This window comes from Micrococcus sp. 116, from assembly GCF_902506395.1.
GTDB lineage: Bacteria > Actinomycetota > Actinomycetes > Actinomycetales > Micrococcaceae > Micrococcus > Micrococcus luteus.
This window is the reverse complement of sequence record NZ_LR732370.1, coordinates 661,421-683,078: the sequence shown is the minus strand read 5'-3', so window position 1 is coordinate 683,078 and position 21,658 is coordinate 661,421. Positions and strand designations below refer to the sequence as shown.

General features: G+C 73.3%; 19 protein-coding genes. 4 read left to right on the top strand and 15 right to left on the bottom strand.

Features of this window, described 5'->3' with window-relative positions:
• Positions 1 to 18: 18 nt before the first annotated feature.
• The gene (locus CITRIK5_RS03180; RefSeq protein ID WP_134376875.1) at positions 19 to 1,824 is read right to left on the bottom strand and encodes a hypothetical protein; all 1,806 of its coding nucleotides are present in this window, start codon (positions 1,822 to 1,824) and stop codon (positions 19 to 21) included.
• Positions 1,821 to 2,975 (bottom strand): non-hydrolyzing UDP-N-acetylglucosamine 2-epimerase, encoded by a 1,155-nt coding sequence (wecB, locus tag CITRIK5_RS03175; protein ID WP_134376877.1) that lies wholly within the window; start codon positions 2,973 to 2,975, stop codon positions 1,821 to 1,823. The genes CITRIK5_RS03180 and wecB overlap by 4 nt, the downstream gene beginning before the upstream one ends.
• 220 nt (positions 2,976 to 3,195) lie before the next feature.
• Here wecB and CITRIK5_RS03170 point away from each other — a divergent pair, with 220 nt between their 5' ends.
• The 3 genes from CITRIK5_RS03170 to CITRIK5_RS03160 all read left to right on the top strand — a co-directional run bounded on the left by CITRIK5_RS03170 (position 3,196) and on the right by CITRIK5_RS03160 (position 6,811).
• On the top strand, positions 3,196 to 4,089 hold the full coding sequence (locus CITRIK5_RS03170) for an ABC transporter permease (RefSeq protein WP_134376879.1): 894 nt from the start codon (positions 3,196 to 3,198) through the stop codon (positions 4,087 to 4,089).
• Positions 4,086 to 4,967, top strand: a complete 882-nt coding sequence (locus tag CITRIK5_RS03165) for an ABC transporter ATP-binding protein (protein ID WP_134376881.1) — start codon at positions 4,086 to 4,088, stop codon at positions 4,965 to 4,967. Before CITRIK5_RS03170 ends, CITRIK5_RS03165 begins: the two co-directional genes overlap by 4 nt.
• 218 nt (positions 4,968 to 5,185) lie before the next feature.
• Positions 5,186 to 6,811 carry a glycosyltransferase family 4 protein gene (locus tag CITRIK5_RS03160; protein ID WP_135101948.1) on the top strand — a complete coding sequence of 542 codons (1,626 nt, stop codon included), beginning with the start codon at positions 5,186 to 5,188 and terminating at the stop codon, positions 6,809 to 6,811.
• A gap of 3 nt (positions 6,812 to 6,814) precedes the next feature.
• Here the strand turns inward: CITRIK5_RS03160 and CITRIK5_RS03155 are convergent, their stop codons facing one another.
• The 12 genes from CITRIK5_RS03155 to coaD all read right to left on the bottom strand — a co-directional run bounded on the left by CITRIK5_RS03155 (position 6,815) and on the right by coaD (position 19,471).
• Positions 6,815 to 9,094 (bottom strand): glycosyltransferase, encoded by a 2,280-nt coding sequence (locus CITRIK5_RS03155; protein ID WP_134376887.1) that lies wholly within the window; start codon positions 9,092 to 9,094, stop codon positions 6,815 to 6,817.
• Positions 9,091 to 9,708 (bottom strand): hypothetical protein, encoded by a 618-nt coding sequence (locus CITRIK5_RS03150; RefSeq protein ID WP_127435260.1) that lies wholly within the window; start codon positions 9,706 to 9,708, stop codon positions 9,091 to 9,093. The genes CITRIK5_RS03155 and CITRIK5_RS03150 overlap by 4 nt, the downstream gene beginning before the upstream one ends.
• A gap of 238 nt (positions 9,709 to 9,946) precedes the next feature.
• Positions 9,947 to 11,698, bottom strand: a complete 1,752-nt coding sequence (locus CITRIK5_RS03145; RefSeq protein WP_036381209.1) for a glycosyltransferase family 4 protein — start codon at positions 11,696 to 11,698, stop codon at positions 9,947 to 9,949.
• Positions 11,699 to 11,701: 3 nt separating this feature from the next.
• On the bottom strand, positions 11,702 to 12,961 hold the full coding sequence (gene wecC, locus CITRIK5_RS03140; protein WP_036381206.1) for a UDP-N-acetyl-D-mannosamine dehydrogenase: 1,260 nt from the start codon (positions 12,959 to 12,961) through the stop codon (positions 11,702 to 11,704).
• Between the two features lie 155 nt (positions 12,962 to 13,116).
• The gene (locus tag CITRIK5_RS03135) at positions 13,117 to 14,289 is read right to left on the bottom strand and encodes a glycosyltransferase family 4 protein (RefSeq protein ID WP_073115619.1); all 1,173 of its coding nucleotides are present in this window, start codon (positions 14,287 to 14,289) and stop codon (positions 13,117 to 13,119) included.
• Positions 14,279 to 15,424 carry an LCP family protein gene (locus CITRIK5_RS03130; protein WP_127445983.1) on the bottom strand — a complete coding sequence of 382 codons (1,146 nt, stop codon included), beginning with the start codon at positions 15,422 to 15,424 and terminating at the stop codon, positions 14,279 to 14,281. The genes CITRIK5_RS03135 and CITRIK5_RS03130 overlap by 11 nt, the downstream gene beginning before the upstream one ends.
• A gap of 50 nt (positions 15,425 to 15,474) precedes the next feature.
• Positions 15,475 to 16,392 carry a bifunctional DNA-formamidopyrimidine glycosylase/DNA-(apurinic or apyrimidinic site) lyase gene (mutM, locus tag CITRIK5_RS03125; protein WP_134376895.1) on the bottom strand — a complete coding sequence of 306 codons (918 nt, stop codon included), beginning with the start codon at positions 16,390 to 16,392 and terminating at the stop codon, positions 15,475 to 15,477.
• A 4-nt stretch (positions 16,393 to 16,396) separates the two neighbouring features.
• Positions 16,397 to 17,059: a ribonuclease III gene (gene rnc / locus CITRIK5_RS03120; protein ID WP_012750822.1), complete on the bottom strand. Its 663-nt coding sequence runs from the start codon at positions 17,057 to 17,059 to the stop codon at positions 16,397 to 16,399.
• A gap of 73 nt (positions 17,060 to 17,132) precedes the next feature.
• Complete coding sequence (gene rpmF / locus CITRIK5_RS03115; RefSeq protein ID WP_002856390.1) at positions 17,133 to 17,336, bottom strand: 50S ribosomal protein L32; 204 nt, start codon at positions 17,334 to 17,336, stop codon at positions 17,133 to 17,135.
• Between the two features lie 2 nt (positions 17,337 to 17,338).
• Complete coding sequence (locus CITRIK5_RS03110; RefSeq protein ID WP_002856392.1) at positions 17,339 to 17,911, bottom strand: DUF177 domain-containing protein; 573 nt, start codon at positions 17,909 to 17,911, stop codon at positions 17,339 to 17,341.
• A 174-nt stretch (positions 17,912 to 18,085) separates the two neighbouring features.
• A complete protein-coding gene (locus tag CITRIK5_RS03105) occupies positions 18,086 to 18,955 on the bottom strand; it encodes a UTP--glucose-1-phosphate uridylyltransferase (protein ID WP_159833701.1) in 870 nt (289 codons plus the stop codon).
• Between the two features lie 42 nt (positions 18,956 to 18,997).
• Entirely contained in the window at positions 18,998 to 19,471 is a 474-nt protein-coding gene (gene coaD / locus CITRIK5_RS03100) for a pantetheine-phosphate adenylyltransferase (RefSeq protein ID WP_036338106.1), read from the bottom strand.
• 132 nt (positions 19,472 to 19,603) lie between these two features.
• Here coaD and CITRIK5_RS03095 point away from each other — a divergent pair, with 132 nt between their 5' ends.
• On the top strand, positions 19,604 to 20,857 hold the full coding sequence (locus tag CITRIK5_RS03095) for an aminotransferase class I/II-fold pyridoxal phosphate-dependent enzyme (protein ID WP_127445916.1): 1,254 nt from the start codon (positions 19,604 to 19,606) through the stop codon (positions 20,855 to 20,857).
• Between the two features lie 237 nt (positions 20,858 to 21,094).
• Here CITRIK5_RS03095 and rsmD read toward each other — a convergent pair whose 3' ends face one another.
• Positions 21,095 to 21,658, bottom strand: a complete 564-nt coding sequence (rsmD, locus tag CITRIK5_RS03090) for a 16S rRNA (guanine(966)-N(2))-methyltransferase RsmD (RefSeq protein ID WP_129867298.1) — start codon at positions 21,656 to 21,658, stop codon at positions 21,095 to 21,097.

Below are 21,658 nucleotides of genomic sequence, written 5' to 3'. Positions count from 1 at the left end.
CCTCGTGGCGTGGACGGGTCAGGCCGGCATCCAGTCCCAGCCATACCAGAGGTCAGCCACAGTCACACGCCACACGTTCTTGGCAAAGCGCCGCCGATCCATGCCGTCCGGCAGGGAGACGGATCCCGAAAGGGCCGTGGCAGCCACTGCGAAGAGCAATGGTTCTGGCAGGTGATCCTGCAGGACCTCCTGGTTCGGGCTCTCTGCAAGGATCCGGCTGAGCTCCACCAGAGTGCGGGATGAGTACTCACCAATTCGTGCCGGTCCGGTCCGTGGGGCCGGCTCGCGATCCGGCAGCGGAGCGGTCCGCTCGGCGTAGAAGGGTCCCGACCATGCGGGATCCGGGCCCTTCTGCTCGAAGCCCCAGGAATTGTTGCCCAGCGGCACGGCCATCACCTCAGGCCAGATCCGCGCCAGAGCACCGAAGAGAGCTCGGTGGGACACCTTTTCCCCCATGGTCAGCGCGTCAGCCACGGCTGTCACCTCGGCGTCACCGAGCGGGTAAGCGATCGTCGCGTCCCGGCCGTAGTGGGCGATGTGGGCGTGCAGGTACGTTCCTGAGCGGAACTGCCGGGCGTAGAGATACAACTTCTCTGCCCGGTCCTGGGCCGGCACCTCGTGGAACCAGCGCGTCAACGCCTCCTCGAGAGGTCGTCTGCGCGACTCCACAAGCAGGTCGGGGTTGGACCGCGCGCGCACCCGGCGCAGGGCATCGGCCGTGGTGTAGCGAAGCCTTTGGGCCATGCCGCCCTTGAGGAGCGGCCACTGCCCCAACATGATGCCCTCCCCCGGGGTGCGCGGGTTCGATCCCACATAGCGGGTGGTGTGGGCCTCTGACAGTGGTTGGCCACCCGCCTGGAACAGGGTGGTCAGAATCCGCTCCCGTTCGCCGGTCGCGTCAATGGGGGTGGGCTGGGTGACCGTCAGTGGCATCCCCAATCGGTCCGTCATCATGCGAGCTACGAGCGGATCCGGCTCGTGCTCCTCGCCGAAGGTGACGGCATGAACCTCCATGTCTCTGCCCTTGAGCAGCGCCAACAGGGTGCGAGAGTCCTTGCCTCCGGACAGCCGCAGCTGCACCGGCCGACCGTCGAGTACGGCCTCCACCCGATCCATCGCCCCCAGCATCGCTTCGGCCGCCGCCTCGGCACCCTCCTCCGGCGTATGGTCCTCGGTCAGCGTCGATCGGAGCCCCGGCGGGACGTCACCCAGCCGGGCCCGGCCTTGGACGATCTCCAACGACCGATCGACGGGCAGGCGGCTCACCCCCGCGAACGGACTGACCTCCTCGAGGCTGTACCCGGAATAGAGGTAGTGGGCGAGGTATCGCTCGTCGCGCCGCACCCCCGCCCGGCGGCCACCGGCCAGCGCCAGGGCCGGCAGCAACGGCCGGTTGGAGACGTACACGTGCTCCGAGTCCTGTGCCCAGTAGAGACCGTCGAAAGCGGGCACGGTGGCCCACGCGGTCACCCGGTCCACGTGGCGTTCCACCATCACGGCCGCGTACTGACCCCATACAGGGCGGTCGTACCCGAGACGGGAGCCGACCCGGCGGACATTCCGGATCAGCTCATCCCACACGGGATGGCCGCCGGTGACGGCCCACCGGTCCGCCTCGGCAGCGGCAAGCGCGGGGCCACCAGTGCGCTGGAACACGAGGGCGACGGTCGTGACGGAGGGCTCCACGATCACAGGCTCCTGGTCGTAGGCCGGGCCCACGAACGGTGCGTAACCGTCAGCGACGGCGCGCAGGCGGCTCCGGGTGAGGTCGAGGGTGAGACCCCGGCGGGGCCGACGCGGGACGGCGAGGAGGAACTCGGTCACGCCGGATCCCCCCCGTCGAAGGCCGGCAGCCGCTCGCCCACGCCGAGCAGCTCGGCGATCGCCGAGACCGTGCGCTCCGCCGCGCGGCCGTCGCCGTAGGGGTTCACGGCCTGGGACATCGCGGTGTACGCGGCCTCATCCGTCAGCAGGCGGGTGACCTCGGTGACCACGACCTCCTCGTCCGTGCCGATCAGACGCACGGTGCCGGCGGTCACGGCCTCGGGACGCTCGGTGTTCTCGCGCATCACGAGGACGGGCTTGCCCAGGGACGGGGCCTCCTCCTGGACGCCGCCGGAGTCCGTCAGCACGACAGTGGCCACGGACAGCAGGTGGGTGAATTCACCGTAGGCCAGGGGCTCGGTCACGAGCACGTTCTCGCGGCCCTCGATCTCCGGCAGAATCGCCTCGCGCACCACCGGGTTGCGATGCGCCGGCAGCACGAAGGTGACCTCCGGGTGGTCCGCGGCCAGGCGAGCCAGGGCGCGCCCGACGCCGCGCATCGCGTCGCCCTGGTTCTCGCGCCGGTGGGTCGTCACCAGGACGACGCGACGCCCGGACGTCTCCAGCTCGGCCAGACGCTCGTCCTCGAACGGCACCTGGTGGCTGACGGCCTCCAGCAGCGCGTCGATCACGGTGTTGCCCGTGACGTAGACGTCCTCCGCGGCCACGGCCTCACGCAGCAGGTTGTCCCGGCTCACGGTGGTCGGGGGCAGGTGCAGCGCCGAGATCTGGCTGGTGATCTTGCGGTTGGCCTCCTCCGGGAACGGGGAGAGGATGTCGAAGCTGCGCAGGCCCGCCTCGGCGTGGACCACGGGGATGCCGCGGTTGAAGGCGGCGACCGCGCCCGCCGTCGAGGTCGTGGTGTCGCCCTGGACGACGACGGCGTCCGGCCGCTCCTGCTCGAGGACGGCGTCGAGCCCGTCGAGGGTGCGGGCGAACACGCCGTTGAGGGTCTGGCGGGGCTGGATGATGTTCAGGTCGTGGTCCGGGACGATGCCGAACAGCTCGTTGACCTGGTCCAGCATCTCGCGGTGCTGCCCCGTGACGGTCACCACGCACTCGAACCGCTCGTCGGCCTGCAACGCCTTGACGATGGGGGCCACCTTGATGGCCTCCGGGCGGGTTCCGTAGATGGGCATGACCTTGGGCACGGGCTCTCCTGGATTCTCGGCATCCTGGTCCGCGTCCGAACCGGGGCGCGGCTCCGGCCGGGCGTCGACCCCGGCTCCTCTTCACTTTACGCAGAGCGCAGGCGCACAGCCCACTCGCGCCGAGCCCGCCGCCCCCGCCCGGTCGGCTTGCTAGACTCCCGGGGCGCGACCAACCCGGCCGCCGACGTTCCCCTGACCCATGGAGAGAGGGTGGATCCGCATGGCCGACTCCATCGAGGCCGAGCAGCGCGGGGCACATGCCGCGGCGACCCTGCACGTGGACGGTTCCGATCTGGGGCGCGTGGGCGCTCGGCCGGGACTGGGACGCTACATTGCCTCGCTGTGGAGCTACCGGTCCTTCATCGTGTTCGACTCGCGCTCGCGCATCGCCGGCGCCGCGTCCACGAACGCCCTCGGCCGCATCTGGATGATCCTGAACCCCATCCTGGACGGGGCCGCCTATTTCCTGGTCTTCGGGGTCCTGCTGCAGACCGGCCGGGGCATCGAGAACTTCATCGCCTACCTGATCGTCGGCGTGTTCCTCTTCCGGTACACGTCCCAGGCGATCGCCAACGGATCACGGTCCATCTCCTCGAACCTGTCCATCGTGCGGGCATTCCGCTTCCCCCGAGCCACGCTGCCGATCGCTTCCAACCTGCGCGAGCTGCTGCTCTTCTTGCCGACCCTGGCCGTGATGATCGTCCTCGTCCTGGTCATCCCCCCGTTCGAGCACATCACCTGGCGGTGGCTGCTGCTCGTGCCGTTGCTCGCTCTGCAGACCCTGTTCAATCTGGGGCTCTCCCTGCTGCTGGCCCGCGTCGTGGCCCGGTGGGCTGACGTGGCCAACCTGATCACCTTCGGCACCCGCATCTGGCTGTACCTCTCCGCCGTGTTCTTCAGTGTGCAGCGGTTCGAACACGTGCCGGCGCTGGTGACCGCCATGCACCTGAACCCGATGTACTGCGTGCTGGACATCGCCCGCCAGTCGCTGCTCTACGGCGTCAATGCCGACCCGATGCGGTGGATCGTCCTCCTCGCCTGGACCGCCCTCCTCCTGGTGGTGGGCACGGTGGTGTTCTGGGACGCCGAGGAGTCCTATGGAGACGAACGATGACCGGGCATCCTGACAACGTGGGCACTGTCGAGGTGGCGGATCCCGCCGTGGTGGTGGACGAGGCATCCATGACCTACACCGTCCGCTCGGCCGACGCCGTCCAGGGTGGTCGACGCACCGGCAGCGGTGTGAAGACCACGGTGGTGGAGGCGCTCAAGCCGTTGTCCTTCGCCGTGGAGCGAGGCGAGTCAGTCGGCGTGATCGGCACAAACGGCTCCGGCAAGTCCACGCTGATGAAGCTGGTCACCGGTCAGCTGCAGCCCACCACCGGCCGGGTGTACGCCACGAGCACGCCCGTGATGCTCGGCGTCAACGCCGCCCTGGTGCGGCAGGTGTCCGGGGAGGACAACATCATGCTCGGCTGCCTCGCCATGGGCATGAGCCGGCGACAGGCCCGGGAGAAGCGAGACGCCGTCGCCGCCCTCTCCGGACTGGACGACAGGGCCCTCCAGATGCCCTTGAAGGCTTATTCCTCGGGCATGGCCTCCCGTCTCCAATTCGCCATCGCCACGTCCGTGGACCCCGACATCCTGGTGATCGATGAGGCCCTGAACACGGGTGATGCGCAGTTCCGGGCTCGCACGCGTGCCCGGCTCGACGAGCTGCGGCAGCAGGCCGGCTGTGTGTTCCTGGTGAGCCACTCCCTCAGCACGATCCAGGAAATGTGCTCCCGGGCCATCTGGCTCGAGCGGGGCGTGCTCACGATGGACGGAGACCCCGGCCGGGTCGCCAGGACCTACAAGCGGTACACGCGTCGGATGTCCGACGGCCGCGAGGACGAGGGCCGCGAGCTGCTCGCCGAGAAACAGGCAGAATTGGTGCGGTGCCGGGTCGCCTGGGCCGGTGGCACCGCTCCGACGGGCACGACGCAGCTGTGACCCCGTTCGGCCGCGCGGTGACCCGTCTCGGGCCTGGCGCCCGCCGCTGGAGGGCCCGGGCCGACGTCCTCGGTCGCCGCGCAGCGCAGCGCGCCGGGGCCGCGGGTCGGCACGTGGCGCGCTGGGCACGCGGCGCCGTCGGGGGCCTCACCCTTCCGGCGGTCGTGTGGGCTGCCGCCGGGCATGGGACAGTTCCGGAAGCACCACCCGGGGGGAGCGTGCCGCTGCCGGCCCCCGCCGTCCTGGTGCGGGCGCTGACGGGCCGCCCCCGCCCCGGCCTGGACGCCTGGAACCCGCTCGGCCCCCGGCGGGCGGACGCCCCGGGCGTGCTCCTGGTGCCGGTGGACGACGTGGCGGCGGGATCCTGGCCGCTTGAGGACGCGGCCGCGATGGTGGCTTCGCGGACCCGCCTGCCGAGCGGGTCGTCCCCCCACTCCGTGGCGCTCGCCGCACCCGGCCGCCAGCACGCCCTCATTCGTGCGCTGCGCCGCACCGCAGGCCGCCGGCTCCCCGGAGTGCTGGTCACCACGGGGTCCCTGACGGCGGGGGGCTCCCCCGAAGCTGGCCGGGTGCAGGCCGCCCTGAACCTCGTGGACGCGGTCCTGGTGCCCGACCCACAACACTGCGACCCGGCCCTGTCCCGCGCGGCTGCCGCGGCTGGCCGCGCGGTCGTGGGCCCCGAGGACGCCGCGGCCACCGTGGCCGATGTTGCCGGCCGTGGTCGGGCAGCCCGTCTGGAGCTGACGCGCAGCCACCGGCAGGGCTCAGGGCCGGGCGCCTGGCGGGAGGACCCGCCACGCCCCACCGTGCACGTGGTTCGGGAGCCGCGGCGCGTCGTCGTCGCCGGCCATGACCTCAAGTTCGCGGACGGGCTGATCACCGAGCTGCGGGCCCGCGGCCACGAGGTCCGGGTCGATTCCTGGACCGGACATGCCCGCCACGACGCCGAGGCGAGCCGGTCGCTGGCGGCATGGGCGGATGTCGTGCACTGTGAGTGGTCCCTGGGGAATCTGGTGTGGTATTCGCGCCGGCTGCCCCCGGGGGTCCGCCTGACGGCACGCACACACCTGCAGGAGGCCGCCACGGAGTTCCCCGAACGGGTGCGCCAGGAGGCCGTGGACACCTGGGTGTTCGTAGCCGAGCATGTGCGGGCGCAGGTGATCCGCGATGCGCACCTGGACCCGGGCCGTACCCGGTGGATCCCGAACGCGGTCCAACTCCCGGGCCCGGACTGGGCCTCCGCGCACCCCGCAGACCCGGCACAGCGCTTCACCCTGGGCCTGGTGGGCGTGCTGCCCGAACGCAAGGGACTGGACCGGGCCCTGGACGTGCTCGCCCTGCTGCGGGCCGAGGACCGGCGGTTCCGGCTGCGCATCCGCGGGCACAGGCCCGAAGAGGTCGCCTGGGTCCGCAGTCGTCCCGCGGCGCAGGCGTACTTCGCCGCCCAGCGGCGGCGGCTGACCCAGGACCCGGCGCTGACCGGCGCGGTCACCTGGGACCCGCACGGCCCGGACATGTCCGCCTGGTACGCCTCGGTGGGCACCGTGCTCTCCACCTCGGCCTTCGAGTCCTTCCACTTCACCCTGCCCGACGGCGCCGCCCACGGCCGGCTGCCGCGCTCACTGGCGTGGGCCGGCGCAGACGTGCTCTACCCGGCCGACTGGCTCGCCCCGGACACGGCGGCGCTGGCCGCCTCCGTGCGGGCGGCCACCGCCGACCCCGAGGCCTGGGCGGATGCCGCCGCCCGGGCCCGGGAGTTCGTGGCACGGACCTACGCCGCCGAGCTCGTCCTGCCCGCCCTGGCCGACGTCGTGCTCGGCACGCGCGCCCCGCGCCGGCCCTGACCCTCAGTCCAGGCCCAGGGCCTCCGCCCAGGCGCGGGCCACGGTGCGCTCGTCGAACGCGAGCACGCGTTCCCGCATGCGCGCGGACCACTCCTGCCGTCGTGCCTCGTCCTGTGTGAGCTCCAGGATCCAGCGGGCGGCGGCCTCAGTGTCCGCGTGGACGAGGTCGGCGCCGAAGACGCCGTCCGCACCCGGGCGGTCCCAGATCACCGGGAGCGATCCGGCCGCCATCCCCTCGGCGGGCGCGAGGTGGAAGCTCTCCACCGAGCTGGGTGAGAGCACCCATCCCATGCGCCGCAACCACGTGCCCATGTCCGCGCCGAACGGTTCGAACGCCACCGCCCGGTGCAGCGGATCCCCGCCCAACTTCGCGAAGAGATCCAGGTACCCCTCCCGCTGGAGGGGATCCTGCCACTCGTGGCGGTACTCCCACGGCATGCGACCACGCACGTGCAGGGTGAACCGGTCGTCTGCGGCGCGCAGCACGCGCAGCAGGTCCAGGGCGCGATCCAGGCGCTTGCGCAGCGGAACGATGCCGACCAGCCCCAGGCGGAACTCGGCGCCTGCCACGGGTTCCCGGGCCAGGTCCGCCACGGACACTGCGTTGGGGATGACCCGCACGCGCCCCGGGTCCGCACCGAGTGCCTCCACCGTGAGATCCCGGTAATGGTCCGAGACGGTGATGAGTGTGTCCACCGCATCCAGGTCGAGGTCACTCAGCCACGCACCGCGCAGCTCGAACATGTGGAGTCGGACGACGAGCTTCTGACCGGGGCGCTTGTGGCGGGCGTACCACACCGCATTGGGCCCCGCCCATTCGCACAGCACCACGTCCGCCCACTCAGCGTGCTCGCGGGAGACGGACGCATCGTGCCGGTGCAGGCCCGCCCACCTATCGATCCGCAGTTCGACCCCGGGATGGGTGCGCAGCATGTCCAGCAGCTCGCCCGCGAACTTCAGGTCGTGGCCGGCCACCACGACCCGCAGCGGACGGCCCGGGGAGGCAGGGTTCCTGTCTGTCGTCTCGGCAGACCGCAGCGCCGGCAGAGCCTGCGGGGAGAATCCGGGCACCACCCGCTCCACATACCCACGCAGCACGTCGGCCCGGGCGGAGACCCGATACGGGGCCGCGGCCGCCACGGCACGCTCGGCCAGCGCCCCCAGATGCGGGCGGGCCGTGGCCAACAGCTGCGCGACGCCTTCGACGGAGTCCGTGTGCGGCTCCACGAACAGGGGCCAGTCCACCCCGAGCAGCCGTTCGTGCGCCGCGGTCCGGTTGAGGACCGGAGGCACGCCGAGGGCGCAGGACTCGAGGACCTTGGTGGACAACTCGAGGCTCACGTCCAGGGCAGGCGACCTCCAGCTCAGGGCCATGTCCGCCCGGGCGGTATGGTCGAGGGCTGCACTGCGGGGAACGCCACCGGTCCAGGTCACCGCCGGGTCCGGGGTCTGCATCAGCTCCGTCATGCGGCCGAAGAACGTGGGGTCCGTCTTCTCCCTATGGACCTTGTCACCCACCATCGTCAGGCGCGCCGGGACGCCGTGCCCGGCGAGGGCCGACACGAGGGCGGGCATCAGGTCGGTGCGCCAGTTCCGGGCGAACTTGCCCGTGTAGACCAGCTCCAGCGGACGCCCCGCATCGGAGTGCGCCGCTGCCTCACCGTGGGCCCGTGCTTGGGTGGCCGAGGCCACGAGGGCGTCCGGGATCATCGGGGTGAGCACGAGGGTGCGGCCCGCGGCCTCGGGAACGTAAGCCTCCAGAACGGCGCGGGCGTCCTCGGTCTGGGCGAGCATCACGCGGCTGGCGGCGGCGATCGAGCGGATGACGTCCAGCTTCGCCGGGGCCGCGCCACTGGACGGGTAGCCGAACTCGGTCACGTAGGACCAGAGCCGACCGGGGAAGGCACCCCGGCGGGCGACCTCCGCACACAGGTGGATGCCGCGCACCATGACGATGTCCGGGTGAAGCCGCTCTGCGAGATCCTCCAGCACCTCGACGGCACGGGGGCGGTCCATCTGGTCCGTGCCCGGCTCCGGGTCGGCCTCGTGCAACGTCACACCCGCGAGAGCCCGTAGGTCCGACGTCAGGACGTCACGGCGCTCGAGCGCCTTCAGCTGCACGTGGACCTCGGCGCCGGCGGCCACCCACGTCTCGGCCATGGACCCCAGCCAGACAGCGGATCCGTCCAGGACGTTGAGGTCCACGTCCCCGTACAAGAGGACGACCGGCACGCGGGGGCGGTCCGTGGTCTCGGAGACGGCGGTCAGGTGGTCGGTGCTCATGCGTGGGTCTCTCGGGCAAGGGGGCGGACGTGGGGCTCGGCGTCATGCAGGACCCCAAGAACCACATCGGCCACACCGCGCGGGGCGTCTGTGGGGTCCTGGGTGTAGTGGATCGGCGGCGCGGGGTTCAGCACGTCCAGCGCCTCGATGTTGGGATGGGCCAAGAGGGCCGGAGCACCCAGGTGGCTGCGTCGCCCGGTGCCGGCCGCCAGCCAGGTCGTCACACCCCGACGGGCACCCTCCTCGACGGCGGTCATGACCTCACGGGCCAAACCCACGCCCTCGGCATCCAAGGCGCCGCCCCACACACCGGTGAACCCCTCGAGATCCAGGACCGCGACCTCGACACGCGCCATCACGGCGCGTGCAGTGCCGGGCACGAGGGGCTCGACGGCATGGCCGGCATCGATCAGGGCCTCCTCGATCTCCGGACGGGCGAGCACGGCCACACGGCGGCCGCCCCCGGCCGGCCGGCTGACCGGTGGGTGGGACCCGTGCAGGGCCCTGTCGAGGCGGGCGGCGGCACCGGCGTCGTCCCGCACAGCGGCGGCCGCACGGCCGGCCATCTGCACGCCGGCGGCGGGGACCTCGACCAGCAGATCGAGAGGATCCATGACAAGCGCGGGACGTCCGCGTCCACGCCCGCGGCCTCGGCCTCGGCCTCCGACGGCGGCGGAGCGCGGGGTGATGCGGGCGGCACCTCGGACCCGCTCGGCCATGGGGTCGGGCATCGCACGAACCGCGCGGGACAGGCGACGGCGCATCTCCGGGCTCAGATTGGGTTCGACGCGTCGCCGGGTGGCCCGCAGAATGCGGCCACCGGCGCTGACGACCCGGCGTGACAACGGCTTTTCAGGCATCGGTGACTCCCAGGGCTGTGTACAGGTCTCGGTAGCGGGTGACGTTGCTCGACCAGGTGCGAGTGGCCAGCGCCCAGTCCCGTCCCGCTCGGCCGAGTCGCTCGGCCTCCTCTGGCCTGGAGAGCAGACGGCCGAGGGCCGCCACGAACGCGTCCAGGTCCTCGGCACGGAACAACTCGCCGGTGACCCCATCCTCGACCAGCTCCGCGAGTGCGGGCAGATCGGAGGCCACCACGGGGCGGCCGAGCGCCGAGGCTTCCACAGACTTCATGGGCGTGACGGCGCGGGTGACGGGGAGGTCCCGGCGCGGGACGCAGAACACGTCCAGGGCCGAATGGTGCCACACTGCGTCCTCGCGGGCCACCCGCCCGGGGAACTCACAGATGTCGGCGATCCCCAGGCGGTGAGCGAGCACGCGCAGGCCGGGCAGGGCGACCCCGTCTCCGACGATGCGCAGACGGAGGCGGGGGTGTTCCGGGGCCAGCCGGGCCACAGCCCGCACCAGCAGGTCTAGCCCCTCGTAGTCCACGATCGAGGAGACTGTGCCCACGTACCGGCCGTCCGGATCCAGGCCGAGGTGCTGACGGGCCTTCGCACGAGAGGGCGGCGGCGCCTCGAAGCGGGCGTCCACCGCGTTGGGGGCCAGCACGATCCGCTCGGGATCGACGCCCTCGCTGACGAGCGTCTGCCGCATGCCCTCCCCGAGGGTGACGACCGCGTCCGCAGCGCGGGCGGCCTGGGCCTCACGGGCCGTGAAGGCGGCGTACCGGGGGGAGGCTGTCGCCGCGGGTCCCCGGGTCGCGGCCCACGTGTCGGCGAGGCGACCGCGGACTTCATACACCCAGGGGATCCCGCAGGCCTCGGCCACGGCGCGGACAGCCATCGCGTTCACGTAGTGGGTCGTGGTGTGCAGCAGCGCCGGGCGTTCGGCGCGGACCACCTCGAGCAGCAGTGCGGCATGCTGACGCACCCGCGCGGCCTGGCCTTGGGCCAGGCGCGACGGCGTCAGTCGGTGGTACTCGATCCCGTCCACCACGTCCACCGCACGCGCCCACGGCACACCCACCTGCACGGGGTAGCCGGGGCGGGTCACGGCACTGACCTGCAGACCTGCCTCGGCCTGGGCCCGAAGGATCGCGTGGCTGCGCTGGGCGTATCCGGAGCGGGTGTGGGGCAGGGAGTTGGTGAGCACGTGGAGCACCCGCCCCGGGCGCGGTGTGTACCCGGTTTCGCGCGGCAGGGTCGGCCAGTCGCCCGTCAACGCCTCGCGTTCACCCGCCATGCGGCGCGCCAGGGCCCGGTTCCGTCGATGGACACGGGCGTGCCGCACGGCGGCGTCGAGGTCACCGGTGTGGTGGGCCAGACGTGAGGCCGCAGCGTGCCAGGCCGCGCCGCGGGACGCCGGCGGGACCGCCTCCAGGACGGCGGCGGCGTCCTCGAACGCGGACAGGTGCACGAGCACGTCCGCACGCGCCGGCGCGTAGCGGATCCCGTCGGCGGCGGCCAGTCGTTCCTGAGCGTCCTCGGCGGCCCCCAACATGTGAAAACCCACCGCGGCCGGTACCCCGCCTGCGGCTGTCCCCAACGTCGTCAGCCCTCGCGCGGCAGTGCCCCTCAGACGTTCAGGCAGCCGCCGGGCGCCCTGCAGCGTGAGCAGGATCGGGTCGTCCACGGCGTGCTCGGCCACGGTCTGCGCGAGCACGCCGAGGTTGGACCGCCACGGGACGGCCGAGGCGGAACCCACGGATCAGGACCCCGGCGTTGCGCGCCACTGGCCGCGCGTGTCGATCACGCGCTTGTCGGCCACGCGGTCGCCGAGGTCGGCGAAGGCGGAGTGGTCCACCAGCAGCACCACGATGTCGGCGGCGTCCAGGGCCTCGTCGGCCGCGACCAGGCGCACGTTGTCCTTGCCCTGCAGCGCGGCCGGCAGCTCCGTCACGTGCGGCTCGACCACGAGCACGTCGGACCCGGAGAACTGGCCCGCCAGCTCGGCCGCGATGTTCAGGGCCGGGGATTCACGCAGGTCGTCGATGTTCGGCTTGAAGGCCAGGCCGAGGGCTGCGACGACCGGAGCGCGGCCGGTGGCCTGCTGGACGTCGAAGGCCGCAGCCTTGACCTGGTCGATGACCCACTGGGGCTTGCCGTCGTTGATCTCCCGGGCCGCGCGGATCAGCCGGGCGGTCTGCGGGGCGGCGTCCACGATGAACCACGGGTCCACGGCGATGCAGTGGCCGCCCACGCCGGGGCCCGGCTGCAGGATGTTCACGCGGGGATGGTGGTTGGCGAGCTCGATGAGCTCCCACACGTCGATGCCCTGCTCGGCGCAGATCACGGACAGCTCGTTGGCGAAGGCGATGTTGACGTCGCGGAAGGAGTTCTCCACGAGCTTGGCCATCTCCGCGGTGCGGGTGTCCGTCAGCAGGATCTCGCCCTCGCAGAACGTGCGGTAGAGGTCGCGGGCCCGCTCGGCCGCGCGCCGGGTCGAGCCGCCGACGATCCGGTCGTTGGTCACGAGCTCGACCATCACACGGCCCGGGAGCACCCGCTCGGGGCAGTGGGCGAAGTCCAGCTCGGACTCGCGCAGCTCAGGACGCTCGGCGAAGATCACCTCGGCCATGTGCTCGGTGGCGCCGGGGGGCGAGGTGGACTCGAGGATGACGAGCTCGTCACCCGTCAGCTGCGGGGCCAGGCCGCGGGCGGCGGCCTCGATGTAGCCCAGGTCCGGGGAGTGCCCGTCCTTGAACGGGGTCGGCACGGCGACGATGTAGGCGTCCGCCGCCGGCGTCGTCGTCGAGGCGCTGAGCAGGCCCTTCTCGACGCCGCGCGCGACGAACCCGGCCAGGTCCGGCTCCACGAAGGGCACCGTGCCCGCATTCACGGCGTCCACCGTGCGGTCCGAGACGTCCACGCCGTGCACGCGCACGCCGTTCTCCGCCAGGATGGCAGCCGTCGGCAGTCCGATGTAGCCCAGGCCGATCACGGCCACGTCCTTGATCTGCGTCGTCATGCGGTGGTCCTCATTCGTCGAAACGGTCGCACAGGAAGACCGCAACGCACGTCGGGCCACCTGTAATGCCTTGTCGAGTATAGGGACCGGACTCGACCCACGGCGCCGCGAGTACCGTGACCGAGCACGTCTCCGCTCCAGGGCCGACGTCGGGCTCAGCGACCGGCGACGCGGCGCAGCAGTCGCTCGTAGCGGCGGGCCACGGCCGGCAGGTCGGCGTGGCGGCGCACCCAGTCGCGTCCGCCCGCGCCGACGTCGGTGCGATGCGGGTCGTCCGCGAGCGCCGTCAGGTGCCGCACCAGGTCGTCCACGTCCGGGCCGATGACCTCGGCGCCGCCGGCCGCCTCGAGCGTGCGGGCGGCCTCCCCCGTCACCAGGCCCGTGACGTGCCGGCCGACGGCGAGCACCTCGTAGGTCTTGGAGGGCACGGTGTGCCGGAAGCTCGGCCAGTCGGGACGCAGGGCCACCACCAGCGTGTCCGCCCACGCGTACTGCTGGGCCACGGCCGAGCCGTGGACGGGTCCGAGGATCTCGGCCGGCGAGCCGAGCTCGGCGTTGCGGGCCTCCAGCGCCGGACGCCGGGTCCCCTCCCCGACCAGCCGGACGCGCACCCCCGGCCGGGTGCGCCGCAGCGTCGCCGCGGCGTCGACGAGCCGCTCGAGCCCCTGGCTCTCGCCCATGTTGCCCAGGTACAGCACGTGGAGCTCACCGGCGGGCCGCTCGCGCCGCGGCGCCACCGCCAGGCGAGCCAGGTCCACACCGTTGCCCAGGGTGCGGACCACCCGCACCCCGCGCCCGCGCAGCGTCTCCGCGAAGCCGTCCGTGACGGTCACCACGAGTCGGGCCGCGCGCTGGCCGCCGGTCACGACACGCTCCATCGCGGCGCCCAGCAGGCCCTGGTGGACCCCGGCCTCATGGGCGAGATCCGGCCAGGCGTCGCGCATCTCCAGCACGAGGGGACGGCGCCAGAGGCGGGAGAGCACGACGCCGGGCACCACCACGGGCAGGGCGGGCACGGTGGCCACCACCACGTCCGGGCGTCGGGTGCCCATCCCACGCGGGATGGCGAGCAGCGCGTGCACCACCGCTTCGGCGAAGCGACCGTTGCGGCCGGCCTCCCCCAGGGGCAGGCGAGGCGTGGGCAGGACACGTTCGCCGTCGGGCCCGGCGAAGGGGCGCACACCCCCGGGCGCGACGACGTCGACGTCCCAGCCCGCCGACCGCAGCGCCGCCACGACCGCGCCCCAGCGACGCGCGGGCGGGGTGCGCTCGGGCCGGTAGGAGTGGGAGACGAGCAGGAGGCGGGGGCGGCGCGGCTCAGTCGTCACAGGGGTCCTCCCCGAGGGCGGGTGCGGGCGTGGTGCCGGTCAGCAGGGTCAGCACGGGGGCGGGCCCGCCGGCGGCCTGGGCCTTCTTCCCCTTCGTGGGCTCGTGCTCGTCGACGTAGCGCTGGACGTCGTCGTCGGCGAGGGCGGACCGCAGGTCCGCCAGCTTGTCCTCGTCGAGCTCGACGATGGCGTCGCCGTTCGGGCCCTCCGCGAAGCCCTTGCGAGGCACCGTGAACATCTCGACGTCCTCGCCGCGGACGTCGCGCAGCTGCCACGCGAGCGAGGCGATCACGCCGGACGTGAGCCCCTCGTCCACACCGAGGTGGTCGGAGAACGTGGCGACGACCTCGGTGGTGCGGGCGGGATTGCCCAGGATCTGCGGGCTGAGGAAGCGGTCCATCGCCCCGGCCAGGTAGCGCTGCTGGTTCTTCACGCGGGTGACGTCGCCGTCGTCGAAGGCGTGCCGTTCGCGCACGTAGCGCAGGGCGGCGGTGTCCTGCAGCAGGATGTGTCCGCGCGGGTAGTACGAGGGGTCGGCCTGACCGGAGGAGAAGGCCTGAGGGTTGCAGACCTCGACGCCGCCCAGCGCATTCGTCACGCCCCGGAAGCCCTGGAAGTCGACCTCGAGGACGTGGTGGATCGGCACTCCCAGCAGCAGCTCCACCGTGTCCACGGCGAGGGTGTAGCCGCCCGTGTCGAAGGCCGAGTTGATCTTCGCCTCACCGTGGCCGGGCACGGTGACCCACGAATCCCGCAGCACGGACATGACGTAGACCTGGCGTCGGTCCGCGGGGATGTGCACGAGCATCATGGTGTCCGAACGCTGGCCCATGTCCTGCTCGCCCTCGCCCTCGCGGGAGTCGGAGCCCAGGACGAGCACGTTCAGCGGGCCGTCCCCGGCCGCCTGCTCGAGCGCCCCCACGTCCACCGTCTGCCGGTGGTCGTCGAAGGTGCGCCCGAGCGAGCCCGCGTACCAGGCGCCCAGACCGAGCAGCGCCGCGAGCAGGACGGCGAGCACGCCGACGACCCACGGCCAGCGCCGGCGGCGCCGCGAGACCGGCGGGGCGTCGTCGCGGGGGGACGCGGGACGCGGCAGGGGCTCGGGCGTCCAGGACGCGGCCGGGGGATGGCTCACTCGGGTCTCCTGCTCGAGGTCGGGGGTCAGGCCAGTCTACGGACGCCTCGTCAGGCGTCGGCCGCCACGGCCCGGCGACGGCGCGGCCTGGGCTGGCAGCGCGGGCACAGGTGGCTCGCCCGGTTCATGAACGGCTCGCGGACGATGCGGGAGTCGATCCCCTCGGCGGCGCAGCGGCGACACGGCTGCCCGGTGCGCCCGTAGGCCGCCAGGGAGCGGGCGAAGTAGCCCGATCGCCCGTCCACGTTGACGTAGAGCGCGTCGAAGCTCGTGCCCCCCACCTCCAGGGCCCGGCGCATCACGTCCTGGACGGCCGCCAGGAGGCGCAGCGTGTCCGCCCGGCGCATGCGCTCGGTCGGGCGCTCGGGGTGCAGGCGGGCGCCCCAGAGGGCCTCGTCCGCGTAGATGTTGCCGATCCCGGAGACCAGCGACTGGTCCAGCAGCGCGCGCTTGAGGGTGGAGCGGCGCCGTGCCAGGCGCGCGTGCACGGCCGCGGGGTCGAACAGGGGGTGCAGCGGGTCCAGGGCGATGTGGGCGGCCGTGGTGGGGATCCGCTCGCCGCCGGCGGCGTCGTCGGGCCGCAGCGCGTCGAGCCACCAGCCGCCGAAGATCCGCTGGTCCACGAACCGCAGCTCGCGGGCGGAGCCGTCCGCCGCGGTGACGGGCAGGCGCAGGCGCAGGTGTCGCTGGTCGGCGGCCCCCGGTTCGTCCACGAGGATCTGCCCGCTCATCCCCAGGTGCACGACGACGGCGTCGTCGCCCTCGGCCAGGGGCAGCCAGAGGAACTTGCCGCGGCGAGCCGGCTCGGCCAGCCGGGCGCCGCGCAGCCGCTCCCGGAGGGCGTCCGCACCGCCGGGGCTGCGACGCAGCGAGCGGGGGTCGAGGACCTCGAGCTCCGCGGCGACGGCGTCCGTGGCCCACCGGGCCAGGCCGCGCCGGACGACCTCGGCCTCGGGCAGCTCCGGCACGGGCTCAGCGCCCCGCGGCCGGCAGATCCGCCTCGAGGGCGGGCCACGAGGCGGCCGCGGCGTCCCGCTCGGCCTGCTTCTTGGAGCTGGCGACGGCGGAGCCGTACTCGCGCTCGCCGACGACGAGGGTGGCCCGGTAGCGGGGGTCGTGCGCGGGGCCCTGACCCTCGATCGCGTAGCGGACGGCGCCGAGACCGTGGCGGCTGGCGGCCTCGGCCACGACCGTCTTCCAGTCGGTGCTCTCGCGCAGCAGGTCCGGCTCGTCCAGCAGCGGCACCACGTGGCGGTGCACGAGTGCGGCCGCGGCCACGGCCCCGTGGTCCACGTAGACGGCGCCGATGAGCGCCTCGAGGGTGTCGGCGAGGATCGAGTCCTTGTCCGCCCCGCCGGTGCGGCGCTCCCCCGTGCCCAGGCGCACGAACGGGCCGATGCCGATCCGGCGCGCCACCTTCGCCAGGGCACGCGTGGACACGACGGCGGCCCGGCGGCGCGCGAGGTCGCCCTCGGCCAGGTCCGGGTACACCGTGAAGATGTGGTCGGTGACCACGTAGCCCAGCACCGAGTCCCCGAGGAACTCGAGGCGCTCGTTGGTGGGCAGCCCGCCCTGCTCGTAGGCGAACGAGCGGTGCGTCAGAGCGCGTTCGAGCGTCCCGGCGGTGATGTGCACGCCGAGACGCTCGAACAGCTCTTCTGGCTCGGGCGCGGGCTCAGGCCCGCGGCGAGCCGATGGGGACGCCATCTCAGGCGTCGGCGACCTTGCGGCCCTTGTACTCGAAGAACAGGGGGGTGCCGGCGGCGTCGGTCTTCAGCTCGGCCTGGTGGGGCAGGCGGTACGAGACGCGACCGTTCTCGACGGACTTCACCAGGGCGGGCGCGGTGGCCTTCCACTGCGACCGGCGGGCACGGGTGTTGGCACGGGACATCTTCCGCTTCGGGACTGCCACGACTATCTCTCTTCTGTCTCGGTGATGGAGGTCTCTGAGGTGCCCGCGAGGTGGGCCAGGGCGGCCCAGCGCGGGTCCACGCGCTCGTGGGCGTGCCCCTCGGGCGCGTCCTCGAGGCGGATGCCACAGTCGGCGCACAGGCCCTCACAGTCCGGCCGGCACAGCGGCTGGAACGGGAGGGCGATGACCACGGCGTCCCGGAACACGGGTTCCAGGTCCACGGTCTCGCGCACCACGAGCGGCTGCTCGCCGGCGTCGTCCTCGGACGTGCCGGTGAGGTACAGCTCCTGCAGGTCCACGGTGATCCCCTCGTGCAGCGGGCGCAGGCAACGGCCGCACTCGCCCTTCAGGGTCGCGTCCGCGGTGCCGGTGACGAGGACGCCCTCATGCACCGACTCCAGACGCAGGTCCAGTTCGACGGGGTCCCCCTCGGGGATCCCCAGCAGCGGCGTGGAGACGCCCGCAGGGGCGGGCCACTCGGCCGTCAGCTCGCGCTGGACTCCGGCCCCGCGCGTCAGATCGCGCACGGGGATCACCCACGGCGAGTCGGCGCCGTGGTGCTGGATGCTGTCCATGGTCGCTCCTCTCGGCGGGTGGGACGGCGGGGGTACACGGCCCGTCCGCACGCCCTCTGCGGGGGTGCGATGCGGCCTGGACACGGGTCCAGCCACGACGGACCGACAGCCCATCCTACCGGGTGGGTCCGCCTCGGCCAAAGCCGGCGGCGGCCCGCGCGTCGCCGGCCCGGCTCAGAGCCCGGCGGTGAACTCCTGGAGCCAGGCGCGCAGGTCGGCCCCGAGGTCCTCGTGCCGCGTCCCGAACTCGATGACCGCCTGCAGGTAGCCGAGCTTGTCCCCCGTGTCGTAGCGGCGGCCGTCGAAGACGACGGCGTGCACGCCGCGGCCCTCGCCGTCCTCCGTGGCCAGCCTCTGCAGCGCATCGGTGAGCTGGATCTCCCCGCCGCGGCCGGGCGGGGTCTCGTCCAGCACGTCGAACACCTGCGGGGCCAGCACGTAGCGGCCGATGATCGCGAGGGTGGAGGGGGCGTCCTCGCGGGCCGGCTTCTCCACGAGGTCGGTGACGCGGACGACGTCGTCGCCCTCCCCCGGCACGGCCTGCACCGCGGCCACGCCGTAGGCCGAGACGGCCTCCTCCGGGACCTCCATGAGGGCGATCACGGAGCCGCCGAGGCGCTGCTGCACGTCGATCATGCGCTCGAGCAGCGCCTCGCCGTCGCCGATGATGTCATCGCCCAGCAGGACCGCGAACGGCTCCTCGCCGACGTGGCGGCGAGCGCAGTTCACCGCGTGGCCGAGCCCGAGAGCCTCGCCCTGGCGGACGTAGTGGATGTCCCCCACCAGGTCCGACTCGTGGATCTGCGCGAGCCGCGTGGCGTCGCCCTTGCGCTCCAGCGCGGCCTCCAGCGCGGGATGGCGGTCGAAGTGGTCCTCGAGGGCCCGCTTGTTCCGGCCCGTGATCATCAGCACGTCGGCGAGGCCCGCACGCCGGGCCTCCGTCACCACGTACTCGATGGCCGGCCGGTCCACCACCGGCAGCATCTCCTTCGGCATGGCCTTGGTGGCCGGCAGGAAGCGGGTGCCCAGGCCGGCGGCCGGGATGACGGCCTTGCGGGTGCGGGGGCGGGAGGGGGCCGGGCGGGGTCAGGCCCCGCCGTCGAGGCCGCGCAGGACCGCGGCCGGGACGAACTCGGCGACGTCGCCGCCGAGTCCGTGGACCTCCTTGATGAGCGAGGAGGACACGTGGGTGTACCGGGCGTCGGCCGGGAGGTAGACCGTCTCGACCCCGGTGAGATGGCGGTTCATCGCGGCCATCGGGGCCTCGAACTCGAGGTCGGCGCCGCCGCGCAGCCCCTTGACGATCGCGTCCGCGCCGATCTGCCGGCAGAACTCGGCCAACAGGCCCGGGCCCATGGGCCGGACCGCGACACCGGCGAGGGAGGACACCGTCGCCTCGATCATGGCGATGCGCTCGTCCACGCTGAAGCGGTACGTCTTGGCGGGGTTGGAGGACACGGCGACCACCACCTCCTCGAAGAGGTTCGCGGCTCGCGCGATCACCTCGACGTGCCCCTTGTGGAGGGGATCGAACGAACCAGGGCAGACGGCACGACGCATGGGTGCCAGCCTAGCGGGGGCCGCGCCGAGCGGCGACGGACGCCCGTCCGGTCCGGCTCCGGCGCGTCGCGGTGGTGACGGACGCGGCATGCGCCGCCGTGTGCGGTCCGCGGCGATGGGTACAGTGCGGCCATGGACGGAACCCAGCCCACCCCCGGAGCAGCACGGCACGACGTCGACGTGGACGCGCCGTGGCGTCGCACGGCGGCGGCCGCGGGCCTGCTCGGTGACGCCGGCCCCGTGCCCACCGTGTTCGAGACGATGACGGGCCTCGCCGTCGAGCACGGGGCCGTGAACCTCGGCCAGGGCTTCCCCGACGCCGACGGCCCCGACGCGCTGCTGCGGCTGGCGGCCGACGCCGTGCTGGCGGGCCCCAACCAGTACGCCCCCGGCACGGGCGACCCCGCGCTGCGGCGGGCCGTTGCAGAGCACCGCCGGCGCCACTGGGGCGTGACGGAGGACCCCGCCACGCAGGTCATGATCACCACGGGTGCCACCGAGGGCATCGCCGCGACGGTCCTGGCGTTCGTGCGCCCGGGCGACGAGGTCGTCACGGTCGAGCCGTTCTACGACTCGCACGCCGCCACGATCGCCCTGGCCGGCGGCCGGCACGTGAGCGTGCCGGTGGAGGCGCCGGACTTCCTGCCGGACCCGGCACGGGTGGCCGCGGCGATGACCGACCGCACGCGCCTGCTCATCGTGAACACGCCGCACAACCCCACGGGCGCGGTCTATCCGCGGGAGCTGCTCGAGGAGCTCGTGGCCCTGTGCCGGTCCCGGGGCGTGCTGATCCTCGCGGACGAGGTCTACGACCACCTCGTCTACGAGGGCGAGCATGTCGGCCTGCGCTCGGTCGCGGGCGCCGAGGACATCGCCCTGACGGTCTCCAGCGCGGGCAAGGCGTTCGCGGTCACCGGCTGGAAGGTCGGCTGGCTGACCGGCCCGGCCGAGCTCGTCGGGGCCGCGCGCGCCGTCAAGCAGTTCCTCACCTACTCCTCCGGCCCCGCCTTCCAGCGCGCGCTGGGTGCCTATCTGCCCACCGACGACGCCGAACGGCACCTCGCCGGCCAGCGCGAGCGGTACCGCGACGCCCGGGATCGGCTCGTGGCGGGCCTGCGGGAGGCGGGCCTGGACCCGGTCGTCCCGGCGGCGGGCTACTTCGTCGTCGTGGACCTGGCCCCGTGGGGTGTGACGGACGCGGCCGAGGCCGCGGTGCGGTGGACGCGTGAGGCCGGCGTCACGGGCATCCCCGTGGGCGCGCTCTGCCGCCCGGACGGAGGCCACCTGCGGTCGTGGCTGCGGCTGGCGTTCTGCAAGTCCCCGGATGCGATCGACGAGGCGATGCGCCGCCTGGCCGAGGCGGCCCCGCGGCTGCGCGCGGCCTGACCCCCGACGCTTTCGTTGACGAAACGGCGGCCCCCGGAGCACTTTCGTTCGGGAAACGGCGGCCCCCGGAGCATTTTCGTTCGGGAAACGGCGGCCGCCGTGCTCGCGGTTCCGTGCTGAGCCCAGTCCGTTCCGCCCTCCCGTCTCCCCGGTGAGAACGGGCCGAGACGCCGCCGTTTCCCGAACGAAAGCAGGCCGACACGCCGCCGTTTCCCGAACGAAAGCGGGTGGGCGGGGTCAGCGCTCGTCCTGCCAGAGGTACAGGGCGGTCTCGCCGTAGACGCGCACCTCGACCTCCTCGAGGCCGCGCGGCCGGCGCGGCGCCGCGTCCCGGGCCGCCCGCTCGAGCACGAGCAGCCCGCCCGGGGCAAGCCGCCCGGCCGCCGCCTCCAGCACGGCCTCGAGCGGCGGGCCGGCCACCGGGTACGGCGGGTCGGCCAGGATCAGGTCCACGGGCGCGGCCTCCGCCGCGAGCGCCTGCTCCACGCTCCCGGCGCGCACGCGCACGACGTCGGCCCCGCGCGCCCGGTTGACCAGCGCGGCGTTCGCGCGGCACGCGGTCACGGCCTTCCGGTCCCGCTCGACCAGCAGCACCGATGCCGCTCCGCGGCTGGCGGCCTCGCACCCCAGGGCGCCGGAGCCGGCGTAGAGGTCGAGCACGGCCGTCCCGTCCAGCCAGTCGCGGGCCTCGAGCCAGGAGAACAGGGCCTCCTTGATGCGGTCCGTGGTGGGGCGCGTGCCGGTGCCGGGGACGGCGGTCAGGGGCCGCCCGGCGGCCGCGCCGGCGATGATGCGGGACAT

Coding starts and splice junctions, on each gene's coding strand:
- CITRIK5_RS03150 (WP_127435260.1), bottom strand. CDS start 9,708: ATGGATCCTCTCGATCTGCTGGTCGAGGTCCCCGCCGCCGGCGTGCAG.
- wecC (WP_036381206.1), bottom strand. CDS start 12,961: ATGACGACGCAGATCAAGGACGTGGCCGTGATCGGCCTGGGCTACATC.
- CITRIK5_RS03165 (WP_134376881.1), top strand. CDS start 4,086: ATGACCGGGCATCCTGACAACGTGGGCACTGTCGAGGTGGCGGATCCC.
- CITRIK5_RS03155 (WP_134376887.1), bottom strand. CDS start 9,094: ATGAGCACCGACCACCTGACCGCCGTCTCCGAGACCACGGACCGCCCC.
- rsmD (WP_129867298.1), bottom strand. CDS start 21,658: ATGTCCCGCATCATCGCCGGCGCGGCCGCCGGGCGGCCCCTGACCGCC.
- CITRIK5_RS03170 (WP_134376879.1), top strand. CDS start 3,196: ATGGCCGACTCCATCGAGGCCGAGCAGCGCGGGGCACATGCCGCGGCG.
- CITRIK5_RS03110 (WP_002856392.1), bottom strand. CDS start 17,911: ATGGACAGCATCCAGCACCACGGCGCCGACTCGCCGTGGGTGATCCCC.
- coaD (WP_036338106.1), bottom strand. CDS start 19,471: ATGCGTCGTGCCGTCTGCCCTGGTTCGTTCGATCCCCTCCACAAGGGG.
- CITRIK5_RS03095 (WP_127445916.1), top strand. CDS start 19,604: ATGGACGGAACCCAGCCCACCCCCGGAGCAGCACGGCACGACGTCGAC.